This is a genomic window from Enterococcus durans, assembly GCF_002277935.1.
Lineage (GTDB): Bacteria > Bacillota > Bacilli > Lactobacillales > Enterococcaceae > Enterococcus_B > Enterococcus_B durans.
This window is the reverse complement of record NZ_CP022930.1, coordinates 2,303,679-2,321,953: the sequence shown is the minus strand read 5'-3', so window position 1 is coordinate 2,321,953 and position 18,275 is coordinate 2,303,679. Positions and strand designations below refer to the sequence as shown.

The following is an 18,275-nucleotide window of genomic DNA, read 5'->3' as shown; positions in this document are numbered from 1 at the left end:
ACTCTTTTCTAAAATCAGTATAAATAATCAGCCCCATAGATGCAAGCCTACCTAATAAAATCAGATAGCTTGATAACAGATAGATCATATTCTTCGTTTTTTATCAAAGAAAGTTCTGCCCGCTTTTCTTTTGGTGTTAAGCTAGAATAAAAAGGAGTGATCTTATGGATACTAAATTAACTGACGCGACTGCGTGGAACGAAACCATTACTGCCACCTATCGCAAAGATCCCAATTATAGTCGCCGAATGCTGGAAATACATAACCAAGTCCTTGATCTAGTAGAAAATCGACTAACCCCTCACCCAGATGATCTCAAAGAACTTTATTCTATCTATTTAAATATAATTAAGAATGATCTTTCAAGAAAGTTTGTCGAGAAAAAAAATCGGTTGACCGTGGCTAAGTCAATTTATCGAAGTATTTCTGTATATCCTAGTGTTCAGCTTTTAAAAAAAGCACTTTCCAAGTTAGATTCGGAAAACAAACATTCCTTTCTACTTTTTCCAACAGGATTCAATGTATCAAAATACAGTGGTCACACTTGTTGCTTCGTTTGTACAAAGAAAGAGAATGAATCATTACATGTCGACCTTGTTGATACTCTGGCACGGTATCACCTAAGTTATCCTTTGAAGCACACAGCTCCGGTTCATCGTTTTATTATTCCAATGAAAAAGATCCATCGATTAGCAACTTATTTAAACGCTAGCGCTTTTATGCCCGACTTAAAACACGACGAGAAATTTGTTATCCAGAAGCAATTGCTCAAGATTTCCCAGTCCAACAGACCACTGGATTTCCTATTCAAAGAGGAACAAAAGGTCGGAAATTGCTACCTTAAACAATCCCAATTTGGCTTGCAATATGCACTCTGGGCAAGAAATACTAAAAAAACAAACATCATCACTTGGCCCATTTCTACAAAAACCATGCATCAAAAAATTAGTGAAACAATGATGAATAACCCCCGTTTAAGCGATGAAATCAAAAATCAGATGAAAAACTTTTTCCTCTTTTATCAAAAAAATAATTTACATGTACTAAAAAGAAAGGCCTTTGAAACACGTTGGCAAAACGCACAACTAGAAAATAACTATGAAAAACAGTTGTTTTCACAAAAAGAGGACCGCTAGATGCCTTCCTCCCAGTAGCTGTTCTCCTAAAAAAGGCACCTCATGATACACCCACTTTGATCGTAGGGATAACATGAGATGCCTTTTCGTCTATTCTATCCATTTTTTGGTGAAGGCCGGACTATGAATTGTATATTTTTAATCGTTCATTGGCGGTTGTTTTTTCGTATCAAAGCCAACTATTTATTTTCGATCAATTTGAAGTTTGACCATGGTTTCAAGAAATCTAACAAGAACAATTCATCATCAGCAATGCGTCCAACAACGTTCACACGTCCATCATTTTTCATTTCTTTCAACGCAATTTGTGTTTCCCCTTTATATTGACCATACCCTACGTTATCGATCAATACATCTCCATGGGTCATATCACGCGTATTATGCGCAGGAAACGGTTTGTCTTTGTAATATACACGAGTCATCGTTGATCGTAGGATATATTCCGAGCGGTCACCGCGATAACTATGCAGATTGTCGAACAAACAAATTCGTTCATCTTCTGTGATGTCTTCTGCCACATCAACTTTCAATGTAGGATAATCTGCTTGGAATGCTTCTGCCATCGCTTGTAGTTCAGCCTCGCTTGCGTAAGCATTTCCAATAGAGATATCGTCGATCAGTCCTGTCAGGATCAAGTGTTTGACTTGTGTAGAAATCTCTAAGTCGCGGTGATCTTCTAGCGTACATAAACCATCTTGTGTTGGCCATGGCCCAAAATCAGCAGCCTGTGAGTTCACAAAAGCCATTGTATTTAAATTATACTTTCTGAACTTTTCTGAGCAGTAAACAAAGTGATCATACCCTAACCCAGAATAGCGATGAGGATAGAAATTATGGGAACCTAACAAGTTTGAAGTATTTGGTGAATAGCTCATGATGTTGTCCACATAGTTCGTTCCTGAGCTCATATTGATCTCAATTTTTATGCCATAAGGATTACGCGTCATCTTCGCTTCTTCAGCACCAGTAAATCCTACATCTAAGCGAATACCATAAGCACCCATCTTATCAAAGAAAGATAGATCATCGTATGATATCTCAAGTTGATCAAATAAGGCTGGATTGATGTCCACCATTACTTCCATCCCTAAGCTGTTAGCATACTCCACGACTTTAGTAAAATCAGCTAAGACTTGCTCTTTATCTCCATCGATTTGAAGTAGACTTGTAAAAACACGTTTAAAGCCATATTTATGTGCTAAATCAAGATAGGCTTTATCCTTTTCAAAAGTTGAACGTTCTGGATAGATCGAAATACCTAATTTTCCCATCAATAAAATCCCCCTGTGTTTTCTTTTTGTATCCACTTACATTATAACAAAAGCACTTCAAATGGTCTACACCTTTCCTCTAAAAGAAAATTTAACGAAAATTTTATAGGTAAAAAGATAGGTATTCGTACCATAGTTTGTTATCATTATAGATAACAATAATTTCAACTTGAAAGGAAAGAAAAATGAAAGCAAAAAAATTATTTTTAAGCATTGGATTAGCAGCAACCTTACTATTCTTCGCAGGTTGTACACAAAATAATTCAGAGAGTTCTTCTTCAACTACAAATGACTCCACTGAAAAAACAACAGAAACTAGCACGAAAGAAAGCGTGGATCTTAATTCTTTGACTTTGCCACAATTGACAAATGAAGTAGCAACTAATGAAGATTTGGTTGAAATGGTCACAAATAAAGGGACGATCAAAATCAAACTATTCCCAGAACTTGCACCTAAAGCCGTAGAAAATTTTATGACCCACGCCAAAGATGGCTATTATGACGGGTTGACTTTCCATAGAGTCATCAAAGACTTTATGATCCAAGGAGGCGATCCAAAAGGTGACGGTACTGGCGGTGAAAGCATTTGGGGCAAAGGCTTTGAAACAGAGATCTCAAACCAGCTTTACAATATCCGTGGTGCCCTATCAATGGCTCGCAGCCAAGACCCAAATAGCAACGGCAGTCAATTCTTTATCGTCCAAAACTCTGACGATGTCCATGACGGACTTTTAAAAGATGACTATCCTCAAGCAATCATCGATGCTTATAAAAAAGGTGGCTACCCTACATTAGATGGTCAATATACTGTCTTCGGACAAGTAATTGAAGGCATGGATGTCGTTGACACGATCGCCGCTACTGAAACAGATAGTTCGGATAAACCGAAGGAAGATATCAAGATCGAGAAAATCAATATTTTACAAGAAGCAAAATAAACGAAAGGGTGAGTCCAAAGCAAAATTGCTTTGGACCCACCCTTTTTCAATCTAATGTAATGACAGAACTAGAAGAGATTACGCCAATAATAAGTCGTATTCATAAAAACAAATATCTCATTTCTACGATTACATTTTTATTTTTTTAAAATCCTCTTTCCATTCCTACCCTTTTCTTTAAGAAAATTTATTATTTACTTAAGCATCTTTGTTAACGATAAATGTAAATTCACATTCACATACTTTTTTGTCGTCGACATATGCTGCGGATAACGCTGTTCCCACCGCACCCTTCATCTTTGTGATCTCAAAGTGGCATTTCATCACATCACCTGGGACTACTTTTTGACGGAATTTCGCTTTATTGATCCCTCCGATATACGCTCTTTTACCCAAGAATTCTTCCGATTTCAAAATAAGGATAGAGCCTGCTTGCGCTAAGGTTTCTAAGATCAATGCGCCTGGCATTACTGGATTATCTGGAAAATGTCCTTGGAAAAAATCTTCATTGATCGTTACATTTTTCGTGGCAACGATTTTTTTCCCTGGTTCCAAAGTATCTACATAGTCGATATAACAAATTGGATAGCGATTAGGAATCAAGTCCATCACTTCTGTGGCTGATAATACGTAAGACATAAATTACTCCCTCTTCCGGCTAAACGCCTAGTTTATTACTTTGATTATCAAAGTATCATATTCTTAAAGTTTTAGCAATCTTTTTTTATTCTGTAAAAAAATAGTTTGACAATCAAAGCATTTTGCCTAATAATAGAAAATCAAGAGGTTATTTATTGCATTTATTTTTTCATTATTACGACCTATCAAATTTTTCTAGGATCAAAGGAGTGTCAATATGTCTTTTTTAGAAGGAAAGAAAATCGTCATCATGGGAGTTGCCAATAAGCGTAGTATTGCTTGGGGCTGTGCTGAAGCGATGATGAAACAAGGTGCGGAAATCATCTATACTTATCAAAATGAACGAATGAAAAAATCATTGGTTAAGTTAGTCGGTGAAGACGCATTTACGGTTGAATGTGATGTGGCAAGTGATGAAAGTATCGAAACAGCGATGAACGCGATCGGTGAATATGCTGGAGAGATCCATGGATTGGTGCATGCCATCGCCTATGCCAATAAAGAAGAACTATCAGGTAACGTATCTGATATTTCCAGAGATGGTTATCAATTAGCGCAAGATATCAGCAGTTATTCTTTGATTGCTGTTTCAAAATATGCGCAAAAGTATCTTGCACCAAACAGTGGGATCGTCAGCATGTCTTATCTAGGATCAGAACGTGCGATACCAAATTACAATATGATGGGGATCGCCAAAGCATCACTAGAAGCCGCTATCCGTTACTTGGCAGCAGAATTCTCACCTAAAGGGATTCGTGTCAACGGCATTTCTGCGGGAGCAATCAAAACATTAGCCGTTACTGGTGTGAAAGATTATCAAAAACTGATCCAGTTATCTGAATCACGTACACCTGACCAACAAGGTGTTACGATCGAAGAAGTTGGGAACGCCTGCGCCTTCTTGATCAGTCCCCTTTCAAGCGGGATGATCGGTGATATCATCTATGTTGATAAAGGTGTTCATTTATCTTAATCATCTAACTAAAAAGGAAAGAATCCGTATGATGCGGATTCTTTCCTTTTTTATTAAATTTTTTTCCAAATGGTTTATCCCACCACTTGGATCCACCCTTCTGGCGCTTCTACATCGCCAAATTGGATGCCTGTCAATTCATCATACAAGCGTCTTGTCACAGGCCCGACTTCCGTTTCACTATAGAAAACATGAAGATTGTTTTCATAGTAAATACCACCGATTGGCGAGATGACAGCTGCTGTACCACATGCGCCTGCTTCTGCAAATTGATCCAACTGATCAATAAAGATATCCCCTTCAACCGCTTTTAAGCCCAAACGTTCTTCTGCTAATTGCAACAAGGAATATTTCGTGATACTTGGTAAAATAGATGGTGATTGTGGCGTAATGAATTGACCATCTTTCGTGATTCCAAAGAAATTCGCAGCCCCTACCTCTTCGATCTTTGTGTGGGTAGCAGGATCAAGATAGACACAATCAGAATAATCCAATTCCTGTGCTTCAGTTCCTGGTAACAGGCTTGCGGCATAGTTACCGCCCACTTTAGCAGCTCCTGTACCTTTTGGCGCAGCACGATCATAATCAGATACGATAAATTTTGTTGGTTTCAATCCACCTTTGAAATATGCGCCTACTGGTGTACAAAAGACAACAAACAAGTACTCTGGCGCTGGATGGACGCCAATGTTTTCTCCTACCCCAATCAATAAGGGACGTAAATACAAAGTGGCTCCTGTACCGTATGGAGGCACAAATTCATCATTTGCCTTAACGACTTGTTTGACCGCATCGATAAACATTTCTTCTGGTACCATCGGCATCAATAGCCGTCTTGCACTTTGATTCAAACGTTGACTATTTTGGTCTGGACGAAACAAGTTTACTTTTCCATCTTTTCTTCGGTAAGCCTTCAATCCTTCAAAACATTGTTGTCCATAATGAAGCGCTGGAGAACCTTCGTGGATTGTTAAATAATTATCTTCTGTCAACTCCCCTTTTTCCCATTGCCCATCTTTCCATTTTGCTACATAGCGCCAAGGAGTTTTAATATATGAAAATCCCAAATTATTCCAATCCAATTGCATATTCATTCCACCAATCATTGCTTTTTGAATATTTTAGCACTATCACTGTTATTTGTCATTTGAATTTTTGTGAATTTCTGAAATTAAGATATCCCGTTAAAATATTTTCATGGAGATTTTCTTTTGTGTCAGTTATTGTTACAATACAAGTACATCAAATAGTATAGAAAAGGGGATTTTATGCTTTTACAAATAGCTACTGCTTCATCTACCACTTCTACAGGAGAAACATTGACGGAACAGGCAGCAAACCAGGTAAATGCCTTTCAACGTTTTTGGAACGGTATCGATTGGGATGGGATTCTAGCCACACTTATCCAAAAAGGACTTTATTTAGTCTTTTTGATCATCTTATTTGGCATAATCAATCGGATCGGAAAATATCTGATGGATAAATCATTTAAACAGTATGCTAAAAAGACGGTTCTTAACGAGAGTCGTTTAAAAACGTTACACAGTCTTTTAAATACCATTTTTCATTATACGATGGGTTTCTTCTTCATCTATGCGATTTTATCAGTGATCGGTGTTCCAATTGGCTCACTATTAGCAGGAGCTGGAATTGCCGGGGTTGCTATCGGGTTAGGTGCGCAAGGATTTATGAGCGATGTCATCACAGGCTTTTTCATTATTATGGAACAGCAAATGGATGTCGGTGACTATGTAAAATTGGCGAACTTGACGATTGAAGGAACAGTTGTTTCTGTCGGTATTCGAACATTGCAGCTAAAAGCAACGGATGGAACAGTCCATTTTATTCCTAACCGTAATATCACAACGATCAGCAATCTTTCACGGGCAAATATGCAAGTTTTATTAGATATTCGGATCGTTCCAGAAGAAGGATATGACCGTATCTACGGTATCATCGAACAAGTAAATACACGTTTAGCAGAAAAATACAATGATGAACTACAAACACAACCAGAGATTTTTGGTCTAGTTGATCTAGGGAACAGTAACTTTGCGATCCGCACGGTTTGCTACGTGTTAAATGGGAAACAGTTTGCGTTAAAAGAAGAATTTCTAAGCTCTTATGTCAAAGAGCTCACTGCTGCTGGCTTTACGATCCCTAATACACCGATCGTTTTAAAATAATCTAGATTTGTCATTCTAGTAAAAGCAGCTTAAGCAAAAACGTGACTTTACTCTTGCCTCACTCATCTTTATACCAAAAAAGTGTTTCAAAAGCGCTTTGAGAAAATTGAATCCTCTGAAATAAGTTACTTTTTTCAGAGAAACAGCTTCTCAGTGGGTGCTTTTGAAACACTTTTCATTTAAGGTAGAAAGTCGACTGCCTTATTTTTACTCATTCGTCTAACTGACGATATTGATTTTCTCTTTTAATTCTTCTACTTTAGGAGAGACGATGTTCCGACGCTCTAATTCATGAACCATATAGTTCACAGCCTTCAATAATTCTTTTCTGGTAATGATCCCCTTAAAGACTTTTTCTTCTGTCACAACTGGTAAAAATGGCGAATCCACCAGCAAATGCAAGACATCTTCTAGTTCCCAGTTCTCGTCGATCGTTGGAACATTTGTCTCCATCACATCGGCTACTGTCAACCCTTCTAAAGGATCCATACTGATCGTTTGAAGGTCGATCATCTTGTTTACCACATCGGATAGACTAACTAATCCAACAAAACGGTCATCTTTTCCTAAAACAGGAATCTTCGTGTAGCCAACTTTCGATAAAACGAGCAACCCATGTGATAAAGGATGTTGATACATCACATTTGCTACATTTTCAGCAGGAATCAAAAAAGTTTCCTGATTTTGTAGTAATAAATCTCTTACAATAGGTCCAATCATCGGATGCCCTCCATTTCTATTTCACTCAACAATCTTATTTTACCGAAAACGGATGCACAAATCATAAAATCAATTGATTTTTTAGCAAAAATTAGAGAATTTTAAGTTAGCGTGCATACGTAAATGCCAATTCCTCTACTGGTTGGTGTGCACGATTATAGTACTGTACCTCTATTTTGGTTGCTGTACTATCAATAATTGCATACGATGGGATTTGGATTGGGCCACGAGGCTGTGAAATACTGCCAGGATTTAAATAGAGAATGCCTTGGTCAAATTCACAACCGATTTGATGAGTATGTCCAAAAAAGACCATATTTGCTCCTAGTTCTTTAGCTGCCATCGCTAACTGAGTCAGGCCAAAACGGACATTCGCTAGATGTCCATGAGTAATCAATATTTTATCGACCCCTGTATCGATAAATTGCTTTGTTTCGTATCCTGGACCAAAATCACAATTGCCTTGAACGACATTAAAAACATTCCACAACACATCTTCTGCTGATAATTCTGAGTCCCCACAATGGAAGAAATGATCTATCTTTCCTTGGTAACGTTCGACCAGCTGTACTAAGATATCTCGATCGCCATGATTATCACTTACTACTAAATACCGCACTTATTTCCCACCTTCCAGCCATGTTTTCCATTGTTTGCTTAGTTTTTTCATCGCTTGCGCACGATGGCTTTTTTTATTTTTTTCTTCACTTGGTAATTCTGCTGCTGTTTTATCAGACCCATCTGGTAGAAATAACGGATCATAACCAAACCCATTTTCACCTTGCGGAATCCTAACGATCTTCCCTGGCCATTCTGCCTCCACTACTAAACTATCCTTGTTTGGTGCAGCAAAAACCAACGTACAATGAAATTGGGCAGTTCTTTTTTCATCTGGTACTTCCGTCAATTCATAAAGGAGTTTTGCATTGTTTCCAGCATCACTTTTATGTTCCCCTGCAAAGCGTGCCGAATAGATGCCTGGCATGCCCCCTAAAGCATCCACCTTTAATCCAGAATCATCTGCTAACACAGGTTGATTCAGTAAATGAGCAATCGTTTCCGCTTTCAAGCGTGCATTTTCTTCGAATGTCGAACCCGTTTCTTCCACGTCTGGCAACTCTGGATAGTCGAACAATGTCTTCACTTCGTATCCTTCTTTACCAAACATCGCTTTGAACTCTTCTGCTTTTCCTGCATTTCTAGTAGCGATGACGATTGTCTTGTCTTTTTCCAAAGTATCTGACACTTCTGGAGTGAACAAGCTGTTTTTTTGTTCCAAGATCAGCTGTTCAATCGCACTCTTTCCATAAAAAAGCATTTCATTCAATTGTTCGCCATCAAAAGTGGCTTCTTCACCAGTCCCTTGGATCTCCACAAACTTTCCTGATTCAGTCATCACGAGATTCATATCCACCAATGCAGCAGAGTCTTCTTCATAATCTAAATCCGTTGCACAGGTTCCATCTGGAAGAATCCCTACACTGATTGCTGCTAAGTGTTCTTTGATAGGGTCTTCTTTTAATTTCTTCTCTTGAAGCAATTTGTCGACAGCTAGTTTCAATGCTATAAACGCACCTGTGATACTTGCTGTACGCGTCCCGCCATCTGCTTGTAAAACATCACAATCCACAATGATACTACGTTCTCCTAGTTTTTCTAGGTCAACGACTGCTCGCAAAGAACGACCGATCAAACGTTGGATCTCCATCGTTCGACCTGATAATTTTCCTTTGCTACTCTCTCTGCGGTTTCTCGTATTCGTCGCACGAGGAAGCATGCTGTATTCAGCAGTGACCCAACCTGTACCGGTATCTCTCAAAAAAGGAGGAACACTGGTTTCAACCGTTGCAGAACATACAACAGTCGTATCACCAAACCTGATCATAACAGAACCTTCCGGATGTTTAAAAACATTTGTTTGGATCGTTACTTTTCTTAACTCCTGTGTCTGTCTTCCATCATGACGCATGTCTCATACTCCTCCTAGATCAATATGTTCTACTTTTATATGGTCGATCGGTAACCAGTCTTCTGCAATCTCTTTAAAAAGTTTCGCAGAACCTGTTGTATAAAATCGACAAATCTCTCTGCCATTTTTTGGCGAATTACTGATTTCAAAATAGTCTAATAACATGGATACTTCACCTACTGTTTCAGCTCCTGAATCAATCAGTGTAACATCCTCTCCCATGACATTTTGAATAATCGGACGCAACAATGGATAATGTGTACATCCTAAAACAAGCGTATCGATATTTTTAGAGAGAAGCGGTGTCAAGGTTTCCGCTACTATTTTTTTTGCCACTGATGAATGGTACTCATTACTTTCGACTACCGAAACAAATTTCGGACAAGCCAAACTAGTCACTACTAATTCCGGTACTTTTTCTTTAAGGGCTGTTTCATACGCACCACTTTTTACCGTTCCTAGTGTACCAATGATACCAACATTTTTATTTTTTGTTTTCTTCACTGCCGCTCTTGTTCCAGGTAGGATCACTCCGATAACTGGAATGGGAAGCGTTTCTTTGATTTCTTCCAACGCAACCGCTGTCGCTGTATTGCAAGCAATCACCAACATCTTGATTCCTTGCTCCACCAGATGGTTTGTCATTTCCCACGTAAACTTGATGACCTGCTCTGCGGGCCTTGGACCATAAGGACAACGTGCAGTGTCTCCCATATATAAAATATTTTCGTTTGGCAATTGTTTCAAGGCTTCTTTCACTACGGTCAAGCCGCCGACCCCTGAATCAATAAAACCGATTGGGCGCTTATCAGTCACTCGTATCATCCTTTTTTCAATAAATTCTATCTTCCTTATTGTGGACTTTTTGCCCTTATTTTTCAAGTCCTACATTCTTAATTGATGTCCGCTATTTCTATAGTTATTATTTGAAAACCGAATGTGGTACAAATCTAAAAATCAGGTTTGCCAACAGACATATAACATGGTTAGATATAGATTTTGGTCACCGCTGATACAAGTTATAGGTATAAATCAATTCGTCCTCTATTTTCGTCTCATAAGTAAAATCAAGTTTCTCAAGCAATCTGATTGAAGCATCATTTTCTGGTAAAACACCCGCCTTTATCACCTTGCCTCCTTGATCGATGACCCAATTTATGGTTCCAGTCACTGCTTCTGATGCGTAGCCGTTTCTGGCATATTGTGGATGAATAGTATACCCGATCCAATAGGTATCATTTTCCTTTCTCAAATAGATATCCCCCACCAACTGCTTTTTGTCTGTATGAATGATTGCAAGCTGCAGCCCTTTTTCCAAAGAGACATCCTGAAGTAATTCAGCTTCGTAGAACGCCTTTGACTTTCCTTTAAACCCTTGATAACGCATCCAGTCAACATTGTTTCGATAGTCCATAAAGCTATCGATGTCTCCAGAAACAAACTTCCGTATGCTGAGACGCTTCGTCTGTATCTCCATTTCTGCTTCTCCTCACATCCAATTAGACTTAGTGAAATCTCTGATCGCTTTTTGGTTATATTCTGCCATTTTATCAGAGATAATGCTGCTTACTTTTTTAGAAAAGATGTCAAAACAAAACTTATTAAGACAAATCGATAACTTAAGCTTGACTGCAAAATAACTTTTGTCGCTACTAAAGTAAATATCACATGTGTTTTATTCAAAAAAACCGTTACTCGTAAAATGCCCCGTTTTACGAATAGCGGTTTTTTCTAATGATCGTGGATTTATGCTTCCCTTTAAAGCTTGAGATAGCCTAGATTTTGGCTGGTTTAATAACTGTATTTGCTTCTTTCTAGATAAGAAGAAAGCAATGATAATGCATAACAAACAACGAAGTACATGAATGTCATCGCGACGAACATCGGTAAGACATAATTCGTGTTTTGCCCGTAGATGATTCGTGCTTGGTGTGTCAATTCAGGTAATGAAATGATCACTGCCAAAGAAGTGTCCTTGATCAATGAGATCAATTGGCTGACGATAGCAGGAATCATTGATTTAAAGGCTTGCGGTAAGACAATGGTTCTCATGGTTTCAACATAAGTCAAACCTGTCGAAAGGCCTGCTTCCATTTGTCCTTTAGGAACAGCATTCAACCCGGCACGAAAAATTTCTGATAACATTGCTGATTCAAAAATCGTTAATGCTGCAACAGCTGACCAGAAGATATTCATTTGAATCCCGATCTGCGGTAAAGCAAAATACGTGAAAAAGATGATCAGCAATAACGGTAGATTTCGTATGATATCTATCACAAATCCTAAGATTTTTGAAAAATAAGGAATATTCGAGAAACGGATGACCCCTGTCAAACCGCCAATCAAAAAGCTAAAAACGATCGAGAACAACGATACTTCTACCGTGACTTTTAGTCCTTCTAATAAAAAGCGGATATTCATCCATGAAAAAGCGCCACTAAAATCCATTCTGTTCTCCCCTTTCTATGAACGAACTGCCCATTTTTTTTCAAGATAAACCATCAAATAAGACAATGGCAAAGTAATCACTAAGTAAAAGAGCCCAACAATGATATACGTATCGAATGTATTGAATGTTTCACTCGCAATCAAGTCTCCTTGGTACATTAGATCCAAACCGGCAACAATGGCCAAGATCGAAGAATTTTTTACTAAATTGATAAACTGGTTGCCAAGCGGCGGTACCACGATCTTAAATGCTTGAGGCAAAACGATATAACGCATCGTCTGCGAATAAGTAAGACCCGCAGACAATCCAGCCTCTGTTTGACCTTTTGGCACTGTTTGGATCCCTGAGCGCACTGTTTCTGCAATAAATGCAGATGTATAGATTGTCAAACCGATCGTTCCTGCCTGGAATCCGTCAAAGCTGATCCAATAGAGAGGAACAACGACATAAAAAAACATCACAATGATCAATAATGGAATATTTCTAAAAAATTCAACATAAGCTTTTGCTAAACCGCTGATTAGTTTGTTTTTCGACAATTGGAAAATTGCCATCAATGTACCGATGATCAAGCTGAATAACAAGGCTAAGATACTTGAATAAATCGTGATTTTAAATCCATCTACGAAGGTGGATCCGTATGTTTGTATCAATTCACCCATTCTTTTTCCTCCTTAATCCACTTTCCCTTGCGTTGAACCTGGGAACCATTTTTGGTAGATTTTTTCATACGTGCCATCTGCAAGCATGTCCTTCAACGCTTTGTTGACAGCATCCAAGAAATCCTTCTGCCCTTTATTGATTGCGATCCCATATGGCTCATTCGTGAACGCTCCTCCAGCTAAAGTGTACTCAGGATTTTCATCTGCCATCCCTAATAAAATAGCATTATCTGTTGTCATCGCATCCCCTTGACCTGACTGCAACGCTGTAAAAGCTTCTGCATAGTTTTCTAGTTCAAGGATCTTTGCATCTGGCGCATGTTTTCGGATATTGATGGCCGAAGTTGAACCTTTAACCGCTAATACCGTTGTATCCGCGTTCAAATCATCCACACTTTTGATTGGACTTCCTTTTTTGACAAGTAATGACTGCCCTGCATCAAAATAGACTTCCGAAAAGTCAACTTGTTTTTTTCGTTCATCCGTGATCGTCATCGTCGCAATGATTGCATCAATGTTCCCATTTTTCAATAGGGGAATACGTGTTTTAGATGTCACTTCCACAAATTCCGCTTTCCCTTGTTTGCCTAGAATCTTCTCAGTGATTGCTTTAGCAATATCAATATCAAAGCCTTCTACTTTGCTGCTTTTGATGTCCATCATACCAAACAATCGGGTATCATATTTTACGCCCCAAACGATCGTATCTGTTTTTTTACTACGTTCTAATATGTTTTCATTTGCAACACTTTTTCCTTTACAGCCAGTCAATACCAGAAACATGAGCCCTAAAAGGAAAAATAAACGAATAATCGATTTTTTACGCATCTTATTCCTCCTACTGATGATTAATGATTGATTACTTTGCTGATGAATTGTTTTGCTCGCTCTTCTTTTGGATTTTCAAAGAAATTCTTCACATCACGACTGTCCTCTAACACTTCTCCATCAGCCATGAAAATCACGCGGTCTGCTACTTCTTTAGCAAATCCCATTTCGTGAGTAACCACGATCATTGACATGCCATCATGTGCTAATTTTTTCATAACATCCAAAACGTCACCGATCATTTCTGGATCAAGTGCAGAAGTTGGCTCGTCAAAAAGCAGCATTTCAGGATTCATCGCAAGTCCGCGAGCAATCGCTACACGCTGTTGTTGACCACCAGACAACATTGATGGATAAGAATCTTTTTTATCTAACATATTGACTTTCTTCAAAAATTTTTCTGCATTTTTTACAGCACTTGCCTGATCTTGTTTCAACACTTTGATTGGTGCCAAAGTGATATTTTCTAACACAGTTTTATTTGGATAAAGATTGAAATGTTGAAAAACCATCCCAACATTTTTACGTACTTCTGTTAACTTTGTCTTTTTATCATGTAGATCGATATCATTGATCAACAGCTTTCCAGAAGTGATCATTTCTAATCCATTGATACATCGAAGCATAGTGCTCTTCCCAGATCCAGAAGGACCAATGACAACGACGACTTCCCCTTTCTCAAACTCAAGGTTTATGTTTTTCAAAGCTTGGAATTTGCCGTAGTATTTCTCTACGTTATCAAATTTAATCATTGCCATCACATTACACTCCCATTATTATTTAGTAAGATTTCCTTTAAAGATATATAATAGAACATATTATATCTGATAGGTAAGCTACTTGTAAAGTTTCTTTGAAATTTTCCTAGATACTTTTTCCAGCAAGTCTTTGACTATCTTACCGTTTTTTTCTCTATTTTACTTGAATTTTGATTGGCAACTGTTGTGTCTTCCTCTAAAAAACGGTAAGATATGAAGTGCTTAGTCTTAGAAATCGTAAAGAGGTGTCTTTTTTGAAAAATATTATTTTAACAGGCGATCGACCAACAGGAAAATTACACTTAGGTCATTATGTTGGTTCATTAAAAACACGGGTCGACATGCAAGCAGACGAGAACAATCAACTATTTGTGATGATCGCTGATATGCAAGCATTGACTGATAATGCTAAAAACCCAGAAAAAGTATCTTCTAATGTCTTAGAGGTTGCACTTGATTATTTAGCAGTAGGACTTGATCCAGCAAAATCTACGCTCTTTATTCAATCTCAAATACCAGAATTAGCAGAGTTGACGATGTACTATTTGAATCTAGTCAGCGTAGGTCGTGTGCGTCGTAACCCTACAGTCAAAACAGAAATTGAACAAAAGAAATTCGGTGAAAGTGTTCCCACTGGGTTCTTCATCTATCCCGTTTCTCAAGCAGCTGATATCACAGCCTTCAAAGCAAATCTAGTTCCTGTAGGTGAAGACCAAAAACCAATGTTGGAACAAACACAAGAAATCGTGCAAAGTTTCAATCATACGTACAGTGATGTCTTAGTTGAACCAAAAGGTGTTTTTCCACCAAAAGGAATGGGTCGCTTACCTGGTATTGATGGTAACGGAAAAATGAGTAAATCATTAGGCAACGGAATCTACATCTCTGATCCTGCTGATGTCGTGAAGAAAAAAGTTATGAGTATGTATACTGATCCAAATCATATTCATGTCGAAGATCCTGGACAAGTTGAAGGAAATATGGTCTTCACTTATTTAGATGTCTTTGGAAAAGATAAAGAAGCAATCGAAGAGATGAAAGCTCATTATCGTCGTGGCGGACTTGGTGATGTGAAGATCAAGCGTTACTTGATCGATGTTTTAGAAGAAGAATTCGCGCCGATCCGCGCCCGTCGTGAAGAGTTAGCCAAAGATCCAGATACGGTCATGGCGATTCTTCGTGAAGGAAGCGCAAAAGCCGCAAAAGTAGCAGCGAAAACATTAGCAGAAGTCAAAACTGCAATGGGTATCAACTACTTCAATTAATCGGATAAACAAAAAAACAATGACTAAATCGTACTGATTTAGTCATTGTTTTTTTATTATCGAATATTTGCTTGGACTGTTTCGGTCAGTTTTTTCTCTACTTTAGCCATCGCTTGATTGATTTCTTCATCAGTCATTGTTGCTTCTGGGTTCGTAAACGTCAAACTGTACGCCAACGATTTATATCCTGGTTCAATATTTTGTCCTTGATAGACATCGAACAATTGGATACTCGTTAAAAATTTCCCTGCTGCTGCACGAATGACAGTCATTACTTCTTGATTTGTCACTGTTTCTTTCACTAACATTGCAATGTCACGTGTCACACTTGGGAATTTCGTCACTGCTTGGAATGTGATACCCTTTTGAGCGGCTGACACTACTGAAGACAAATCGAATTCCGCTACATATGTTTCTGGAATATCATATGCTTTTGCTGTGCTTGGATGAACTTGACCGACAAAACCAAGATACGTTTCTCCTAGATAGATTTCCGCAGTTCTTCCGGGATGCATGTCTTTCATGGTAGTAGTTGGCTGATAAGAGATTTCATCTGCCACTGCTAGTTGTTCAAACAAGTTTTCCAATACACCTTTGATCGTATAAAAATCAACTGTTTCAGGTTTTTCTTGCCAGCTCTTTTCCTGCCATGTCCCTGTCAAGGCTAGAGCAACATGTTTCACTTCTTGTGGCAAGTGTGTCAACGGATCATTTTCTTGGTAGAAGACACGACCTACTTCATAATACGCTACATCACTATTCTTTCTTGCCACATTGTAGTTGACATTATCCAATAGACCACTGATCAAGTTCATTCTTAAGACAGAACGTTCTTCACTCATTGGCCAGTCCAGTCTTGTGATTTGTGATTCCTTTGTTGTGAATTGGCGAGATTTTTCTTCTGTTGTCAATGCATAGCTGATTGCTTCACTTAATCCGCTACCTTCTAATAAAGTACGGATCTTACGTGTGGCTGCTTGTTCACTCGTCAAACTTCCTGCGACAGTTGCTCCGCTAGGCAATGTAGAAGGCAAACGATCATAGCCGTAAATCCGAGCAACTTCCTCGATGATGTCAGCTTCGATTTGAATATCCCAACGTCTAGGTGGAACAACGACCGTATATGTCTCCTCGGTCACTTGATAACCAAAACCTAACGCCTCAAAAATTTCATTCACTTCAGTTACTGTTAATGCTGTTCCTAGATATTGGTTGATTCGCGGCAAGGTGATCGATACTTCTACTTCATTTGCTTGATATTCAGAACCTTTGACAGCACCTTCTAGTACTTCTCCTCCTGCTAGTGACTGGATCATGGCAGCAGCAACATCACTTGCTTCACCAACCGTTGCTTTGTTGATTCCTTTTTCAAAGCGTGCAGAAGATTCACTGCGCAAATTGAATTGTTTTGCTGTACGACGGATCGAAACTGGATCAAACAAGGCAGATTCCAGTGCAACTGTTGTCGTTGTTTCTGTGATTTCAGAGTCAAGGCCACCCATCACACCAGCTAATGCAACAGGTTCTTTTCCATTTGTGATCACTAGATTATCTGATGTCAAATTACGAGTTTCTCCATCTAATGTGACCATTGTTTCTGCGTCTTTTGCATGGCGAACAACGATTTCTTTAGAACCTAATTTATCATAATCGAATGCATGAAGCGGTTGTCCAAATAAGAGCAAGATATAATTTGTGACATCCACGACATTATTGATTGGACGAATGCCTTCATTCATCAATAGATTTTGCAACCATTGCGGACTTGGTTGGATCTTGACATTTTCAATGATCCGAATCTGGTAGGCAGGGACTAATTCTTGATCCTCTACGGTTACATCGATTTTATCCGCTGCTTTACGCGCAACTTCAACTAGTTTTTCATCTGCAAATTTCGGTGTTTGACGATAGATTGCTCCCACTTCATAGGCAACTCCGCGCATAGATAACGCATCTGCACGGTTTGGTGTGATCGACAGCTCAATGATCGCATCGTCCATATCAAGGTAAGAAAAGACTGGTTCTCCATTGACCGCATCTTGAGGCAAATAATAGATTCCTTCTGCATACTCTTTAGGAACGACGCTATCAGAGTAACCAATTTCTTGTAACGCACAGATCATTCCATTTGATACTTGTCCGCGCATTTTTCCTTTTTTGATTTTTACATTTCCTGCAATGCGTGAATTTGGTAAAGCAACGATCACTTTGATCCCTTTTTTCACATTTGGTGCACCACAGACGATTTGTGACAGTTCTTCTTCACCGATATCTACTTGGCAGATCGACAAATGGTCAGAATCTGGATGTGGCACACACTCCATGACTTCACCAACGACGATTTTTTTCAAACCTTCTTCTGGAACAGTGATTCCTTCTACTTCGATCCCTGTCACAGACATTTTATCAGCCAGTTCTTTTGGTGAAACTGCTGATAGATCGATATATTTATTTAGCCATTTATAAGAAACTAACATGCTT

18 protein-coding genes are annotated in these 18,275 nt (G+C 38.6%); 5 read left to right on the top strand and 13 right to left on the bottom strand.

Translation table 11 applies throughout. The annotated features are described in order from the left end of the window. The first annotated feature begins 164 nt into the window (after positions 1-164). Positions 165-1,136, top strand: coding sequence for a hypothetical protein (locus CJZ72_RS11080; RefSeq protein WP_095443835.1), 972 nt, complete (start codon positions 165-167; stop codon positions 1,134-1,136). 179 nt (positions 1,137-1,315) lie between these two features. On the opposite strand, the gene CJZ72_RS11075 is transcribed toward CJZ72_RS11080, so the two are convergent. Beyond that, positions 1,316-2,407 (bottom strand): DUF871 domain-containing protein, encoded by a 1,092-nt coding sequence (locus CJZ72_RS11075; RefSeq protein ID WP_081133489.1) that lies wholly within the window; start codon positions 2,405-2,407, stop codon positions 1,316-1,318. 185 nt (positions 2,408-2,592) lie between these two features. On the opposite strand from CJZ72_RS11075, the gene CJZ72_RS11070 reads away from it, so the two are divergent. Then, the gene (locus CJZ72_RS11070) at positions 2,593-3,345 is read left to right on the top strand and encodes a peptidylprolyl isomerase (RefSeq protein WP_081133488.1); all 753 of its coding nucleotides are present in this window, start codon (positions 2,593-2,595) and stop codon (positions 3,343-3,345) included. 198 nt (positions 3,346-3,543) lie between these two features. Here CJZ72_RS11070 and fabZ read toward each other — a convergent pair whose 3' ends face one another. Continuing rightward, positions 3,544-3,984, bottom strand: a complete 441-nt coding sequence (gene fabZ / locus CJZ72_RS11065) for a 3-hydroxyacyl-ACP dehydratase FabZ (protein WP_005877108.1) — start codon at positions 3,982-3,984, stop codon at positions 3,544-3,546. A gap of 217 nt (positions 3,985-4,201) precedes the next feature. Between fabZ and fabI the strand changes: the two genes are divergently transcribed. Further along, entirely contained in the window at positions 4,202-4,957 is a 756-nt protein-coding gene (gene fabI / locus CJZ72_RS11060) for an enoyl-ACP reductase FabI (protein WP_005877106.1), read from the top strand. A 74-nt stretch (positions 4,958-5,031) separates the two neighbouring features. On the opposite strand, the gene CJZ72_RS11055 is transcribed toward fabI, so the two are convergent. Then, positions 5,032-6,045 (bottom strand): branched-chain amino acid aminotransferase, encoded by a 1,014-nt coding sequence (locus tag CJZ72_RS11055; protein WP_016176727.1) that lies wholly within the window; start codon positions 6,043-6,045, stop codon positions 5,032-5,034. A gap of 180 nt (positions 6,046-6,225) precedes the next feature. Here CJZ72_RS11055 and CJZ72_RS11050 point away from each other — a divergent pair, with 180 nt between their 5' ends. Next, entirely contained in the window at positions 6,226-7,143 is a 918-nt protein-coding gene (locus CJZ72_RS11050; protein WP_081133487.1) for a mechanosensitive ion channel family protein, read from the top strand. A 219-nt stretch (positions 7,144-7,362) separates the two neighbouring features. Here the strand turns inward: CJZ72_RS11050 and cbpB are convergent, their stop codons facing one another. The 9 genes from cbpB to CJZ72_RS11005 all read right to left on the bottom strand — a co-directional run bounded on the left by cbpB (position 7,363) and on the right by CJZ72_RS11005 (position 14,529). Continuing rightward, entirely contained in the window at positions 7,363-7,863 is a 501-nt protein-coding gene (gene cbpB, locus CJZ72_RS11045; RefSeq protein ID WP_005877101.1) for a cyclic-di-AMP-binding protein CbpB, read from the bottom strand. A gap of 106 nt (positions 7,864-7,969) precedes the next feature. Further along, positions 7,970-8,482 carry a metallophosphoesterase gene (locus tag CJZ72_RS11040; protein ID WP_005877099.1) on the bottom strand — a complete coding sequence of 171 codons (513 nt, stop codon included), beginning with the start codon at positions 8,480-8,482 and terminating at the stop codon, positions 7,970-7,972. After that, positions 8,483-9,832, bottom strand: a complete 1,350-nt coding sequence (gene rph, locus CJZ72_RS11035; protein WP_081133486.1) for a ribonuclease PH — start codon at positions 9,830-9,832, stop codon at positions 8,483-8,485. A 3-nt stretch (positions 9,833-9,835) separates the two neighbouring features. Continuing rightward, the gene (gene racE / locus CJZ72_RS11030; protein ID WP_081133485.1) at positions 9,836-10,657 is read right to left on the bottom strand and encodes a glutamate racemase; all 822 of its coding nucleotides are present in this window, start codon (positions 10,655-10,657) and stop codon (positions 9,836-9,838) included. A gap of 178 nt (positions 10,658-10,835) precedes the next feature. Continuing rightward, positions 10,836-11,309: a GNAT family N-acetyltransferase gene (locus CJZ72_RS11025; RefSeq protein WP_081133484.1), complete on the bottom strand. Its 474-nt coding sequence runs from the start codon at positions 11,307-11,309 to the stop codon at positions 10,836-10,838. Between the two features lie 314 nt (positions 11,310-11,623). After that, positions 11,624-12,280, bottom strand: a complete 657-nt coding sequence (locus tag CJZ72_RS11020; protein WP_005877089.1) for an amino acid ABC transporter permease — start codon at positions 12,278-12,280, stop codon at positions 11,624-11,626. A gap of 15 nt (positions 12,281-12,295) precedes the next feature. Next, entirely contained in the window at positions 12,296-12,943 is a 648-nt protein-coding gene (locus tag CJZ72_RS11015; protein WP_016176730.1) for an amino acid ABC transporter permease, read from the bottom strand. A 12-nt stretch (positions 12,944-12,955) separates the two neighbouring features. After that, a complete protein-coding gene (locus tag CJZ72_RS11010; RefSeq protein ID WP_005877086.1) occupies positions 12,956-13,771 on the bottom strand; it encodes a transporter substrate-binding domain-containing protein in 816 nt (271 codons plus the stop codon). 20 nt (positions 13,772-13,791) lie between these two features. Then, complete coding sequence (locus CJZ72_RS11005; protein WP_016176731.1) at positions 13,792-14,529, bottom strand: amino acid ABC transporter ATP-binding protein; 738 nt, start codon at positions 14,527-14,529, stop codon at positions 13,792-13,794. A gap of 254 nt (positions 14,530-14,783) precedes the next feature. Here CJZ72_RS11005 and trpS point away from each other — a divergent pair, with 254 nt between their 5' ends. Beyond that, positions 14,784-15,794, top strand: coding sequence for a tryptophan--tRNA ligase (gene trpS / locus CJZ72_RS11000; protein ID WP_081133482.1), 1,011 nt, complete (start codon positions 14,784-14,786; stop codon positions 15,792-15,794). A gap of 56 nt (positions 15,795-15,850) precedes the next feature. Here trpS and pheT read toward each other — a convergent pair whose 3' ends face one another. After that, entirely contained in the window at positions 15,851-18,271 is a 2,421-nt protein-coding gene (gene pheT, locus CJZ72_RS10995; protein ID WP_081133481.1) for a phenylalanine--tRNA ligase subunit beta, read from the bottom strand. Between the last annotated feature and the right edge of the window lie 4 nt (positions 18,272-18,275).

Bases quoted from the DNA above. Each gene is read 5' to 3' on its own strand.
- CJZ72_RS11080 (WP_095443835.1), top strand. From the start codon at position 165: ATGGATACTAAATTAACTGACGCGACTGCGTGGAACGAAACCATTACT.
- CJZ72_RS11075 (WP_081133489.1), bottom strand. From the start codon at position 2,407: ATGGGAAAATTAGGTATTTCGATCTATCCAGAACGTTCAACTTTTGAA.
- CJZ72_RS11070 (WP_081133488.1), top strand. From the start codon at position 2,593: ATGAAAGCAAAAAAATTATTTTTAAGCATTGGATTAGCAGCAACCTTA.
- fabZ (WP_005877108.1), bottom strand. From the start codon at position 3,984: ATGTCTTACGTATTATCAGCCACAGAAGTGATGGACTTGATTCCTAAT.
- fabI (WP_005877106.1), top strand. From the start codon at position 4,202: ATGTCTTTTTTAGAAGGAAAGAAAATCGTCATCATGGGAGTTGCCAAT.
- CJZ72_RS11055 (WP_016176727.1), bottom strand. From the start codon at position 6,045: ATGCAATTGGATTGGAATAATTTGGGATTTTCATATATTAAAACTCCT.
- CJZ72_RS11050 (WP_081133487.1), top strand. From the start codon at position 6,226: ATGCTTTTACAAATAGCTACTGCTTCATCTACCACTTCTACAGGAGAA.
- cbpB (WP_005877101.1), bottom strand. From the start codon at position 7,863: ATGATTGGACCTATTGTAAGAGATTTATTACTACAAAATCAGGAAACT.
- rph (WP_081133486.1), bottom strand. From the start codon at position 9,832: ATGCGTCATGATGGAAGACAGACACAGGAGTTAAGAAAAGTAACGATC.
- racE (WP_081133485.1), bottom strand. From the start codon at position 10,657: ATGATACGAGTGACTGATAAGCGCCCAATCGGTTTTATTGATTCAGGG.
- CJZ72_RS11025 (WP_081133484.1), bottom strand. From the start codon at position 11,309: ATGGAGATACAGACGAAGCGTCTCAGCATACGGAAGTTTGTTTCTGGA.
- CJZ72_RS11020 (WP_005877089.1), bottom strand. From the start codon at position 12,280: ATGGATTTTAGTGGCGCTTTTTCATGGATGAATATCCGCTTTTTATTA.
- CJZ72_RS11015 (WP_016176730.1), bottom strand. From the start codon at position 12,943: ATGGGTGAATTGATACAAACATACGGATCCACCTTCGTAGATGGATTT.
- CJZ72_RS11010 (WP_005877086.1), bottom strand. From the start codon at position 13,771: ATGCGTAAAAAATCGATTATTCGTTTATTTTTCCTTTTAGGGCTCATG.
- CJZ72_RS11005 (WP_016176731.1), bottom strand. From the start codon at position 14,529: ATGGCAATGATTAAATTTGATAACGTAGAGAAATACTACGGCAAATTC.
- pheT (WP_081133481.1), bottom strand. From the start codon at position 18,271: ATGTTAGTTTCTTATAAATGGCTAAATAAATATATCGATCTATCAGCA.